The sequence below is a fragment of the Glycomyces lechevalierae genome, from assembly GCF_027622945.1.
GTDB classification, from domain to species: Bacteria; Actinomycetota; Actinomycetes; order Mycobacteriales; family Micromonosporaceae; genus Glycomyces; species Glycomyces rutgersensis.
On record NZ_JAPZVQ010000001.1, the window covers coordinates 469,750 to 482,159 of the forward strand.

10 protein-coding genes are annotated in these 12,410 nt (G+C 70.1%); 5 read left to right on the top strand and 5 right to left on the bottom strand.

The features are described from left to right. Positions 1 to 5: 5 nt before the first annotated feature. Positions 6 to 911: a ribokinase gene (locus O2L01_RS02185; RefSeq protein WP_270120029.1), complete on the bottom strand. Its 906-nt coding sequence runs from the start codon at positions 909 to 911 to the stop codon at positions 6 to 8. Between the two features lie 128 nt (positions 912 to 1,039). Further along, positions 1,040 to 1,429 carry a MerR family transcriptional regulator gene (locus O2L01_RS02190; protein ID WP_270120032.1) on the bottom strand — a complete coding sequence of 130 codons (390 nt, stop codon included), beginning with the start codon at positions 1,427 to 1,429 and terminating at the stop codon, positions 1,040 to 1,042. 65 nt (positions 1,430 to 1,494) lie between these two features. On the opposite strand from O2L01_RS02190, the gene O2L01_RS02195 reads away from it, so the two are divergent. The 3 genes from O2L01_RS02195 to O2L01_RS02205 all read left to right on the top strand — a co-directional run bounded on the left by O2L01_RS02195 (position 1,495) and on the right by O2L01_RS02205 (position 5,765). Continuing rightward, positions 1,495 to 2,700, top strand: coding sequence for an MFS transporter (locus tag O2L01_RS02195; protein ID WP_270120034.1), 1,206 nt, complete (start codon positions 1,495 to 1,497; stop codon positions 2,698 to 2,700). 138 nt (positions 2,701 to 2,838) lie between these two features. Then, positions 2,839 to 3,549 carry a hypothetical protein gene (locus O2L01_RS02200; protein ID WP_270120036.1) on the top strand — a complete coding sequence of 237 codons (711 nt, stop codon included), beginning with the start codon at positions 2,839 to 2,841 and terminating at the stop codon, positions 3,547 to 3,549. 218 nt (positions 3,550 to 3,767) lie between these two features. Then, a complete protein-coding gene (locus O2L01_RS02205; RefSeq protein ID WP_270120038.1) occupies positions 3,768 to 5,765 on the top strand; it encodes a glycosyl hydrolase in 1,998 nt (665 codons plus the stop codon). Here O2L01_RS02205 and O2L01_RS02210 read toward each other — a convergent pair. Together O2L01_RS02210 and O2L01_RS02215 are read right to left on the bottom strand one after the other, a co-directional pair. Continuing rightward, the gene (locus tag O2L01_RS02210) at positions 5,692 to 6,318 is read right to left on the bottom strand and encodes a VOC family protein (RefSeq protein ID WP_270120039.1); all 627 of its coding nucleotides are present in this window, start codon (positions 6,316 to 6,318) and stop codon (positions 5,692 to 5,694) included. The genes O2L01_RS02205 and O2L01_RS02210 overlap by 74 nt on opposite strands. A gap of 43 nt (positions 6,319 to 6,361) precedes the next feature. Beyond that, on the bottom strand, positions 6,362 to 7,594 hold the full coding sequence (locus O2L01_RS02215) for an ROK family protein (protein WP_270120041.1): 1,233 nt from the start codon (positions 7,592 to 7,594) through the stop codon (positions 6,362 to 6,364). Between the two features lie 102 nt (positions 7,595 to 7,696). Between O2L01_RS02215 and O2L01_RS02220 the strand changes: the two genes are divergently transcribed. Both O2L01_RS02220 and O2L01_RS02225 read left to right on the top strand, forming a co-directional pair. Continuing rightward, complete coding sequence (locus tag O2L01_RS02220; RefSeq protein WP_270120043.1) at positions 7,697 to 9,367, top strand: glycoside hydrolase family 13 protein; 1,671 nt, start codon at positions 7,697 to 7,699, stop codon at positions 9,365 to 9,367. 126 nt (positions 9,368 to 9,493) lie between these two features. Beyond that, a complete protein-coding gene (locus tag O2L01_RS02225; protein WP_270120044.1) occupies positions 9,494 to 10,726 on the top strand; it encodes an alpha-hydroxy acid oxidase in 1,233 nt (410 codons plus the stop codon). 54 nt (positions 10,727 to 10,780) lie between these two features. On the opposite strand, the gene O2L01_RS02230 is transcribed toward O2L01_RS02225, so the two are convergent. Beyond that, a complete protein-coding gene (locus tag O2L01_RS02230; RefSeq protein ID WP_270120046.1) occupies positions 10,781 to 12,253 on the bottom strand; it encodes an RICIN domain-containing protein in 1,473 nt (490 codons plus the stop codon). Positions 12,254 to 12,410: the final 157 nt, after the last annotated feature.

Genomic DNA, 12,410 nt, shown 5'->3' on the forward strand with positions numbered 1-12,410 from the left:
CGAAATCAGGATGCCAGGAGGTGCTTGATCTCCTTGAGCGTCGGAATCGACGGTCCTGCGCCCTTGCGCTGCACCGCGATCGCCGAAGCGGCCGTCGCGAACTCGGTCGCCTCCACAAGCGAGCGCTCGTCGTGCGTGCGGTCCAGTGAAGCCGCGAACGCGCCCACGAACACGTCCCCCGCGCCGGTGGTGTCCTTGACCTCGACCGGGAACGCCGCGACCTTCACCGGCTGGGTGCCGTGGCCGCCCACGAACGCTCCGTCGGAGCCGAGGGTGATGACCACGTCGCAGCCGTGCGAGGTGAGGACCGACATCAGCGACCGCTCGCCCGTCCCCGCCGGCTCGCCCGCGAGCTCCGCCGCCTCGTGCTCGTTCACGATGAGGATGTCCACCTCGCCCAGCAGCTCCACGGGGAACGCCCCGCTCGGCGCGGCGTTGAGCACCACGACCGTGTCCGCGGCCCGTGCGGCCCGGATCGCGGCCGTGACCGTCGGCAGCGGCGTCTCCAACTGCACCACCATGACGTCGGCCTCGGCGATCTCGGCGAGCTCGGCCTCGGTGAGGTCCACGAGCGCCGCGTTCGCGCCCGAGTTCACCACGATCGAGTTCTCGCCCTTGCGGTCCACGAAGATCAGGGCCGTCCCGGTCGGGTCGTCCACGCGGCGGTCGAGCAGCGTGATCCCCGCGTCCCGGACCTGCGCGGCCAGCGCGTCCGCCGCCTCGTCACGGCCGAGCGCGGCGATGAAGCGGGTCTCGGCCCCGGCGCGGGCGGCGGCGATCGCCTGGTTGTTGCCCTTGCCGCCGGGGAAGGAGGCGAGGCCGCGCGAGAGCACCGTCTCGCCCGGCACGGGGATGCGCTCGACCTCGTAGACGAGGTCGAGGTTCGCGCTTCCGATGACGACGACGCTCATGCTGCTGGTGCCTCCACGGTCGGGATCAGTGGGGCGGTGTACCCGCCCATGCGAAGCCTGACACAAGCCGCGCGGGCGGGTCGCCGAGTCGGCCGATCCAGTGATCCCCGTCAGGCGCGGAGCGGGCCTCAGGCGTTCGCGCCCTGCGGCTCGCGCGCCTGCGCGGAGTGCACGGCGGCGAGGTAGCGGGCGATGGCGTCCCGGTTGCGGGACATGATCGCGATGCGCTCGGACATGCCGTCGAGTTCGCGTTCGAGGAGGTGGAGGGTCTCGGGGGTGGCGTCGAAGTCGTGGATGGCCCCGAGCTGCTTGAGGCACGGCAGCACCTGCTTGACGACCCGCGTGGGCATGCCGGTCTCGAGGAGGCCCCGGATCTGGAGGGCCTTGTCGACGCTGCCTTCGCCGTAGTTGCGGTAGCCGTTGGCGCAGCGGTCGGGGATGAGCATCCCCGTCTCCTCGTAGTAGCGCAGCATCCGCCGCGAGATCCCGGTCCGCTCGGACAGCTCGCCGATCCGCATATGTCGCACCTCACTCAGTCGTGGCTTGACCCTCACATAGGTGTGAAGGTCGGAGGGTACAGAGTATGACCACAACGCATGCCGATCGTATTCCCGATCAGACGACACCTGTTGCGCGGGAACGACTCCCGCTCTGGCCGCTGCTGGCGCTGACCACGGCCGCGTTCATGGCGATCCTGACCGAGGCGCTGCCCGCCGGGGTCCTGCCCGAGATGGCGGCCGGGATGTCCGTGAGCGAGTCCGCCGCCGGGCAGACCCTCACCGTGTACGCGCTCGCGACCGGCCTCTCCGCGATCCCGGTCGTGATGGCCACCGCGGCCTGGCCCCGGCGGCGGCTCATGCTCGCCGCGGTCGCGCTGTTCGCGGTCGCGAACGCGGTCACCGCCCTCTCGTCCTCGTACCTGCTGACGATGGGCTTCCGGCTCGCGGCGGGCGTGGCGGCGGCGGTCGTGTGGGCCGAGCTGGTCGGGTACGCCCGCAGGCTCGCGCCGCCGCGCCTGCAGGGGCGGGCGATCGCCCTGACGATGGCGGGCGTGCCGCTCGCGCTCTCGCTCGGGATCCCGTTGGGCGCCTTCCTAGGCGACCTGTTCGGGTGGCGGATGACGTTCGGGCTCATGGCGGGCGTCTCGGCGCTGCTCATGGTCTGGATCCGCGCGGCGGTGCCGGAGTTCCCCGGCCAGGCCCGCGGCGAGCGGGAGTCGATCCTCGGGGCGCTGCGGCTGCCGGGCGTGATCGCGGTGCTGTTCAGTGTGGCCGCGTACATCCTCGCGCACAACATCCTGTACACGTACATCGCGCCGTTCCTGAACGCCAACGGGATGGACGGGCGGCGCGAGGCGGTGCTGCTGGTGTTCGGGATCGCCTCGGTGGTGAGCATCGTGGTCACCGGGGCGCTGGTGGACCGGCGGCTGCGGGTGCTCACGATCGGCGGTGCGGTCCTGTTCCTGGTCGCGGCCGGGATGCTGACGGTGTTCGCGTCGAACCCGGTCATGCTGTTCCTGGCGGTCGTCCTGTGGGGGCTCGGCTGGGGCGGGGTGCCCACGGTGATGCAGACGGCGGGCAACGACGCGGGCGGCGATCGCGCGCAGGCGCTCCTCGTGACCACCTGGAACACGTCGATGGCCGGAGGCGGGGCGCTCGGCGGGATCATGCTGGGCGCGTTCGGGGCGGGCTCGTTCCCTTGGGGCGTACTGGCATTGATGGTGCCGGTGCTGATCGTGATCGTCGGCGCGCGGGCGCACGGGTTCCCGAGCCGGAGGCCCGGCCTCTGAGGTTTCAGAAACCATAGACGGCTATCTATGCATTGACCGGATTCGGTGTGCGCCATAGTATGACGAAAAGTCGCCCGAAAACCTTTTCGGAATGTTTCGGGCGATGACCGGCCTTACCTGCGACACCGGAGGTATGCAATGCAAGACCAGCAACCGAACTCGCGGTTCTCACGCCGCGCCGCGCTGCTCGGCGCCGTCGCCGCACCGGCGGTCGGGGCGCTCGGCTCCCTCGCGTTCGCCGAGGGCGCGAGCGCCGCGCCGCCCACCGGGACCGTCCGCGTCTACTGGCTGCGCCCCACGGACGTGCCGTTCGACCAGCGGTACCCGGACGGGATCGCGAACGTCATGCGCGAGACCCAGCGCTACTACCGGCAGGAGCTGGGCGTCACCTTCAGACTCAACGACCCGGTCGTGGAAGTCGTTGCGGGCGAACACGACGCCGCCTGGTACGAGAACACCCCCAACGGAGGCGAGGAGTACTGGTGGGTGGTGTTCAACATGCAGCAGGAGCTGATGCGCCGCCTCGGCCTGAACGCGCCCGACAGCCGCTGGATCAACATCGGCGAGATCAGCGCCGAGAAGGAGGGCGTCTCCGGCGGGGGCGGTGGCGGCGGCTGGGCGATCCTGTCCGGCCACGACGCGGACGGCGCGGCCGAGCTCGGCGGGGACATGAACCGCTGGTACGGCGGCATGGTCCACGAGATGGGCCACGCGCTCGGCCTGCCCGACTCCACCTTCACGGACGGCACCCCGATGTCGGCGTCGTTCTACTCGTACCCGAACTGCCACTTCAACACCCAGCAGAAGAACGGCATCCGCAACGGCCCTTACGGGAGCTTCCTGTCGTGAGGGACCGGGCGCCGCACGGGAAACCGTGCGGCGCCGCTTCAGTCCTCGGACGCCCTCCGCCCGAACCGATGCAGCCGCGTCCGAGCCGTTGACATCGATGAACCCCAATGGATATCCTGTGGTCGGCTTAACCGATTCAGCATCCGAAACCCCAGGTCAAGCCATACACCGGATCCAACCCCCTCCCGCGAGGGCCCTTCGTTCCAAAGGAGACGCAAGTGCCTTTCTCCGCATTCCGCGCGCCCCGCCGCGCCGTGATCACCCTGGGCGCCGCCGCCGTCGCGGCCGCCAGCATGCCGCTCGCCGCCGGCGCCGCGACGACCGCGCGCACCCGCGTCAAGATCGTCGACGACTGCGCCACCCGCGAGACACGCGCGCTGTTCCAGTACATGCGCGACCAGCAGGGCCGGGGCATCCTCTTCGGCCACGAGCACACCCTCACCGACGGCTTCACCTTCACCGAGTTCACCGAGACGACCTCGGATGTGGAGGCCGTCACCGGCGACTACCCGGCCGTGTTCGGCTGGGACACACTGATCCTCGACGGGTTCCAGAAGCCCGGCGTGTACGGCGGCACCGTCGAGGAGAACATCGAAGCGCTCACCTGGGCCTTGGAGAAGTCCGACGCGCTCGGCGGGATCAACGTGCTCAGCGCGCACATGTACAACTTCGTGACCGGCGGGAACTTCTGGGACACGGCCGGTCGCGTCGTCGGCCAGATCCTCCCCGGCGGCCCGAAGCACGCCGACTTCAACGGATTCCTCGACCGGATCGCGGCGGCCGTCAAGGGCGCCAAGCGATCCGACGGCAGCCTCGTCCCGGTCGTGTTCCGCCCCTTCCACGAGAACACCGGCGGCTGGTTCTGGTGGGGCGCCGGGCACTGCACCTCCGCGGAGTTCATCGAGATCTTCCGCTACACCGTGGAGTACTTGCGGGACACCAAGAAGGTGCACAACCTCCTGTACTCGTACTCCCCCAACTCGGGCTTCGGCGGCGACCCCACGAACTACATGAAGACCTACCCGGGCGACGAGTTCGTGGACATCCTCGGCTACGACGCCTACGACAACTCGGCCGGCTCGGCGGAGTGGCTGTCCGGCACGATGAAGGACCTCGCGATGGTCGTCGGCCTCGCCGACGAGCGCGGCAAGGTGCCCGCGTTCACCGAGTTCGGCGAGTCCGGGGACGAGGGCCGGAACCTGAACTGGTTCAGCGACCTGCTCGGCGCGCTCAAGGCCGATCCCGCCGCGAGCCGCGTCTCGCACATGCTGACCTGGGCGAACTTCGGCGGGAACAACCGCGCGTACGTGCCGTTCCCCGGCCACGCGATGGAACCGGACTTCGTGGCCTACTACGAGGACCCGTACTCGCTCTTCGCCTCCGACCTCGACGGCGTGCTCGACGCGAGCACCGCCGCCGTGCCGAGCGCGCCCTTCCTGCACCTCGTGACCCCCACCGACCGCCAGCGCATCACGACCGCCGAGACGACGATCCGGATGCGCCTCACCGGCGCGACCTCGCGGAAGGCGACGTACTCGATCAACGGCGGCGCGCCCGTGACGCTGACGCGGGACTCGGCCGGGTTCTACTCGGGCACGTGGGCCATCGACCCGTCCTGGTTGGACAACCGGACGGTGACGGTGGCGGTGAGCGCCAAGGCGGGCACGAAGACGTACACGGACTCGGCGCTGGTGTTCCTCGGCGAGGTCGAGCCGCTGCCGGCCGGGTGGATCGACGACTTCGAGGGGTACGCCGGGGACGACCTGACGCTGAGCGAGGCGTACAGCCACGTCAACGCCAACACCACGACGCTCTCGGCGGAGCACAGGACTTCGGGCGCTTACGGTCTGGCGTACTCGTACGACTTCGCGGGCGCCGGGTACACGGGGATCGGGAAGTCGGTGGGAGCGGACTGGACGGCGTTCAGCGCGTTGAAGCTGTGGCTCAAGGGCGACGGCTCCACGAACGGCGCGACGATCCAGGTCGTGGCGAAGGGCGCGTACTTCGAGTACAACACCGGCCTGTCGAACACGGCCGGAGCCGAAGTGGCGGCCCCGTTCAGCGAGTTCAAGCCCGCGCCTTGGGACACGGGCCACGCGGGCGAGCTGCTCGACGCGGCGCACCTCGCCGAGGTCTCGGCGTTCAACCTGTACCTCGGCTACGGCGGGACGACAGCGACGGGCACGGTGTACGTGGACGACATCCGGGCGGAGTGAGCGAGGGGCCGAGGCCGGAGGGGCGCCCTCCGGCCTCGGTCCGGCCAGGCGGAGCCGCCGGTAAGACCAGGCCGGGCGCGTCCATGATCTGGGTCTGCTCCATGGCCTTGAGGTACCGCGGTTCTCCCATGCGGCGCATGGCCTCCTCGGGGCTCGGGTCCTCCACGCGCTCCTGGAGCCACCAGAGGTTGCCGAGCGGGTCGCGGAGGCGTGCCACGCGGTCACCCCAGGCCTGGACGTCGGTCACGGGGGTCACCACGGTGGCGCCGGCCTTGACGGCGCGTTCGAGCTGCGCCTCGGCGTCCTCGGTGTAGAGGCGCAGCATCGCCGGGGTGTCGACGGTGAACGGGCTGTCGAAGAGCATCACGATCGAGGTGCCGATGCGGACTTCGGCGTGGCCGATCCTGCCGGGCACGGGGCCTTCGACGCGGCCGAGCTCTTCGCCGTCGAAGGCGTCCTCGATGAACGCGATGACGCGGGCGGTGTCGCTCGTGATGATCCACGGGGTGACCGTGCCGTAGCCCTCGGGGATCGGTGCGGGTGTGGCGGTCATGGCGGTCTCGCTTTCGTCTCGTGGGCGATGCGAGTCCAGCATATCAGAACGGAATAGTTTGTTCCCGTATTGGGGCGGGTCCGAGGGTGCTCGCGTTGGTGCGCACGATCTCGAGGGCCCGGACGACCGCGCCGATGCTGACCACGCCGCCGTCGAAGGGGGAGGCCACGAGTTCGGGGGCGGGCGGGTGGGTGAGGTCGTCGAGGCGGGCGGCGGTGCGCGGCAGCAGCAGGTCGAGGGAGGGGGCGACGGCGCCGGAGACGATGATGCGCTCGACGTCGAGGAGGCCGGCGAGGACCGCGCAGATGCGGGCGAGGCGTTCGGCCATGCGGTCGACGAGGGCCAGCGCGGCCCGATCGCCGTCGGCGGCGGCGTTGAGGACGACTTCGGCCCCGAGCCTCGCTTTGGGGGCCTTCATGATCGGACTCTCAGTGTCTACTGTGCCGGAGGCGCGGAGTTCGAGCGCCCATTGACGCAGGAGGGCGCCGATGCCGTGGGTGGAGCCGACGCCCTCGACGAGCGAGAGGAGCCGCAGTTCGCCTGCGGCGCCGCGTTTGCCGCGCACGAGGTGGCCGTCCACGACGTAGCCGGCGCCGAACCGCTCGCCGGCCATGAGCGCGATGTAGGAGGAGACGCCGACGCCCGCGCCGAGGGCGCCTTCGGCGAGGGCCGCGAGATTGGCGTCGTTCTCGATCTCGGTGAGGAGCCCGTGCTCGCGGAAATGGGCCGCGTAGCCGGGGTTCATGCGGCTCCAGTACTCGTACTCGCCTTCGGGCGAGTTGCCGTCGAGGTCGGTGGGGGCGGGCACGCCGACGGCGACGCACAGGACCGAGTCCTTGGGGACGCCCGCGAGTTCGAGGGCCTTGGCGATCGTCGCGTCGGCGGTCTGGACGCGCTCCGCGTCGGCGCGGCCGTCCGGGTCGATCTCGGTGTAGGTGCGGCCCAAGGCATTGCCGCGAAGGTCGGCGACGGTGGCGGTGATGCAGTGCTGGCCGGCGTCCACGCCCACGACCGCGCCGGCGCTCGCGCGCAGCTCGTAGCGGCGGGCGGGGCGGCCCTTGCGGTACTCCCCCGCGGCGCGGGCGTTGGGGAGCTCACGGAGCCAGCCGCGCTCGACCAGCTCGTCGCACAGGGCGATGACGGTGGAGCGGGTCAGGCCGGTCGCGGCGATGGCGTCGCTGGCGGTGAACGCCGTTGTGCCCCAGGCGTAGTCGAGCACGGCGGCGGCGTTCGCGCGCTTCTGCGAGAACGCGGTCTTCTCGTCTGGTTCGGGCAATGCTCTTGACACCTCGGCTCTCGGTGCCCCAGTATGGCAGGAGCGATTAGATTTTGAAATTAGATTTAATCACCGTATCAAAGTTCGAAGGGCTCCAGTTCAATGACCGAACTGCTCACCAGCACGACCGGCTCCACGCCGCCCCAGCGTCTCGACGCCGACTGGTGGCGCCAGGCCACCGTCTACCAGATCTACCCGCGCAGCTTCGCCGACGCGAACGGCGACGGCATCGGCGACCTCCCCGGCATCACCTCCCGCGTCGACTACCTCGCGCGCCTCGGTGTGGACGCCGTGTGGCTCAGCCCGTTCTACCCGTCCGAGCTGGCCGACGGCGGCTACGACGTCGCCGACTACCGCGACGTCGACCCGCGCCTCGGGACCCTCGCGGACTTCGACGCCATGGTCGCCGCCCTCCACGAGGCCGGCATCAAGCTCATCGTCGACATCGTCCCCAACCACTCCTCCGACCAGCACGAGTGGTTCAAGCAGGCGCTCGCCTCCCCGAAGGGCTCGCCTGAACGCGACCGGTACGTCTTCCGCGACGGCCTCGGCGAGAACGGCGAACTGCCGCCCGCCGACTGGAAGTGCATGTTCGGCGGGCCCGCCTGGGACCCGGTGGGCGACGGCCAGTGGTACCTCCACCTGTTCGCGCCCGAACAGCCGGACTTCAACTGGCACAACGAGGAAGTGCGCGCCGACTTCCTGAAGACGCTGCGGTTCTGGTCCGATCGGGGCGTGGACGGCTTCCGCGTCGACGTCGCGCACGCCCTCGCCAAGCACCTCCCCGAGGACCTGCCCTCGGAGGCCGAGCTCGCCGCGATGGACACCGCCACGGGCACCCACCTGCTGTGGGACCGCGACGAGGTGCACGACATCTACGCCGGCTGGCGCGAGGTCTTCAACGAATACGACCCGCCGCGCATCGCCGTCGCCGAGGCCTGGGTCAACCCGCCCTCGCGCCGCGCCCGCTACGCCAGCGCCGCCGGGCTCGGGCAGGCGTTCAACTTCGACCTGCTCGAAGCGGACTTCGACCCCGAGGCGTACCGCCGGATCATCGTCGACAACCTCGACCAGGCCGGGGCCTCGGGCTCCTCGACGACCTGGGTGTTCTCCAACCATGACGTGGTGCGCCACGCGACCCGGTACGGCTTGCCGCCCAACGGGGACCGGCCGCGCCACTACAACCGCAAGTGGCTGCTCTCGGGCGGGACCGACCCGGTGGTGGACACGGCGGCCGGGCTGCGCCGGGCGCGGGCGGCGACGCTGCTCATGCTCGCGCTGCCGGGCAGCGCGTACCTCTACCAGGGCGAGGAACTCGGCCTGGGCGAGGTCGCGGCGATCCCGGACGAGGCGCGGCAGGACCCGACGTTCTTCCGCAGCCCCGGCGTGGACGTGGGCCGCGACGGCTGCCGCGTGCCGATCCCGTGGACCGAGGACGGCGGCTCGTACGGCTTCGGCGACGCCGGAGCGCATCTGCCGCAACCGGAGTGGTTCGGCGCGGCCTCGGTCGAGGCGCAGTCGGACGACCCGGGCTCGACGCTCAACCTGTACCGCGAGGCCCTCGCGCTGCGCCGCACGCTCCAGACCGAGGAGACCCTGACATGGGTGCCTTCGGAACCGCAGGTGCTGCACCTGCGGCGGGCGAACGGCTGGGAGGCCGTGGCGAACTTCGGCCCGAATGCCGTGCCGCTGCCTGCCGGGGAGGTGCTGCTGTCGAGCGGTCCGCTGAACGGCGAGCTGCCGGGCGAGACCACGGTCTGGCTCCGGAACTGACCATGACCGCCTCCGGCGCGCGGGCTCCGCGCGCCGGAGGCGAGGCCTGGCGCCGGGGCGGTCGGTGGGGTACGCTCACGCTCGATCATCGTAATGAATCGATTCAACGATTCGATAGGCCCGAATATGACCAAGCGACAGTTCCCGCGCCCCAAGGATCTCCTTCCGCTGGTGCGGTTCAAGAAGCCCGACTTCAACGCGAAGCGGCGGCGGTTGCGCGCCGCGCTCACGATCGAGGACCTGCGCCTCATCGCGAAGCGTCGCACGCCGCGCGCCGCGTTCGACTACACGGAGGGCGCGGCCGAGGCCGAGCTGTCCTTGGCGCGGGCGCGGCAGGCGTTCAAGGACATCGAGTTCCATCCGGCGATCCTGCGCGACGTCTCGCAGCTCGACACGGGCTGGGACGTGCTCGGACGCCGCTCCGAGCTGCCGTTCGGCATCGCGCCCACCGGGTTCACGCGGATGATGCACACCGAGGGCGAGCGCGCGGGCGCCGGCGCGGCGGCCGCCGCGGGGATTCCGTTCGCGCTGTCCACGATGGGCACCACGCCGATCGAGGACGTGGCCGAGGCCGGGGGTGCGAACGGCCGCAACTGGTTCCAGCTGTACATGTGGAAGGACCGGGACCGGTCGATGGCCCTGGTCGACCGGGCGGCCGCGGCCGGGTTCGACACGCTGCTGGTCACAGTGGACGTGCCGGTGGCGGGCGCGCGGCTGCGGGACAAGCGGAACGGGTTCGCGATCCCGCCGGAGCTCACCGCGAAGACGTTCTTCGACATGGCGCGGCACCCGAACTGGTGGTTCGACATGCTCACGACCGAGCCGCTGTCGTTCGCGTCGTTGAGCCGCTGGTCGGGGACGGTGGCCGACCTGCTCAACACGATGTTCGACCCCACGGTGGACTACGAGGACCTGGCCTGGATCAAGGAGCAGTGGTCCGGGAAGCTCGTGGTCAAGGGCGTCCAGACCGTCGCGGACGCGAAGCGCTTGGCGGACATGGGCGTCGACGGCATCACGCTCTCGAACCACGGCGGTCGCCAGCTCGACCGGGCCCCGATCCCGTTCCACCTGCTGCCGGAGGTCGTGCGGGAGGTCGGCAAGGACACCGAGGTGCACGTGGACACGGGCATCATGTCCGGCGCGGACGTCGTCGCGTCGATCGCGCTGGGCGCGCGGTTCACGATGATCGGCCGGGCGTACCTGTACGGGCTCATGGCGGGCGGCCGCGACGGGGTGGACCGCACGATCGCGATCCTCAAGGAGGAGGTCGAGCGGACGATGCGGCTCCTCGGCGTCGCGTCCCTCGAGGAGCTGGAGCCGGGGCATGTGACCCAGTTGCGGCGGCTCGTCCCCCGCTGAGCGGTGCGCCCCTGGCGGCCGGGATCCCGGCGCCGCCAGGGGCGCTCTTTTTTGCTAGACCCCGAGCCAGGACTGGGGTCCGGCATAGGTGTCGAGAAGGCCCGGCACCGCGCTCGCGGCGTCGAGGGTGTAGCTGTAGAAACCAGACGGATCGAAGGCCGCGCCGTTGGTGATGCGGTCGCCCGTGCAGTCGACGAGGATGCTGCCGCTCTGGCGGAGCTGCGCCGTCGAGTCGGGGTAGAACGGGTTGTCGACGTTGTCGAAGTAGGAGTTCTCGAGGACCATCTTCGTGGCGCCGCGGGCGTAATTGCCGTAGCCGGTGACGTCCTGCAGGTAGTTGTTGTACAGGTGCGCGTAGGCGACGTTGTCGGTGCTGGGGTTGCGCTGGTTGGTGCCGTGGATCCAGTTGTGGTGGATGGTCATCCGGGCGGTGACGTTCTCGGTCCAGCCGATGCCGAAGGCCTTGTTGCCCGGGCCGAGATCGTTCCAGGAGACCGTGAGGTTCGTGGTGTCCTTGCGGGAGTCGATGATCCCGTCGTTCATGTTGTATATGCGGTTGTGGTCGATCCAGACGTTCGAGGCGGTGTCCATCTGGATGCCGTCGTAGTCGTAGAGCTTGTCGTCGGGGTCGTCGTCGGCCATGAGCGTGTCGCGGATCGTCAGGTTCCGGATGATCACGTTGTTCACGCCGGTGCCGAGGAAGAACCCGCCGCCCACGATCTGGCCGGCGGTGCCGACGCCGATGATCGTCTTGTTCGAGCCGACCTTGATCTCCTTGCCTTTGGGGCTGATGTCGATCGTGCCCGCGACCTTGATGATGTGCGAGCCGGAGGCCGCCGCGTACTGCTCCAACTCGGCCTGGGTCGTAACGGTGACCGTGGTGCCGCCCTGGCCGCCGGTGGTGCCGTTGCCGAATCCCTCGAGGTCGTCGACGTGCGCGGGGCGGCCCGAGCCGTCGGCCGGGACGAGCTTCCACTGCTGGTTGACCGCGCCGGTCGCCGTGTACTGGGAGACCCTGCCGCCCTGGGCGGTCGACCACTCCCAGACGTCGAGTGCCTTGCCGGAGGCGCGGTTCACGAAGGTGGCGTAGCCGCCGCTCTCGGTGATCTTCCACTGCTGGTTCGCGGAGTTCGCGTCGCCCCACTGCTGCACTTTCGCGCCGTCTGCGGTGGAGCCGCTCTCGACGTCGAGGACCTTATTCGAGTGCCGGGCTTGAATACGGTAGTAGCCGCTGCCGGAGTCGACGAAGCGGAACTGCTGGTCGTAGGAGCCGTTGGAGGCCCATTGGACGGCTTCGGCGCCGTTGTCGGGCGAGGCCGCGCGGATGCCGAGGACGAGGCCGGAGTGCCGGGACTGGAGGTTGTACCAGGTGCCGACCTCGAAGGCCTCGGCCTTCGGGGTGTGCCAGACGCTGATGCCGGTCGCGGCGAGCACGGCGCTGACGAGGACCGCGAGGGCCGGCGCCAGGCGCTTCGCGCGGGCCGCGGGTGCCCGCGGCGGGGCGCTCGCGGGCGGAGTGGTGGACATGGCGGTGCCTTTCGTTCGGAGGGGGCGACGGTCGGGATATCGATGACCCTCACATTTATTTTCATCAATTTACATAACCTCTCGTCCCGCTGGCAAGCGCTTCGCAACGGCGATTCTGGACGGTCGGACCTTCGGCCCGGCCCAGGCGAACCGGCGC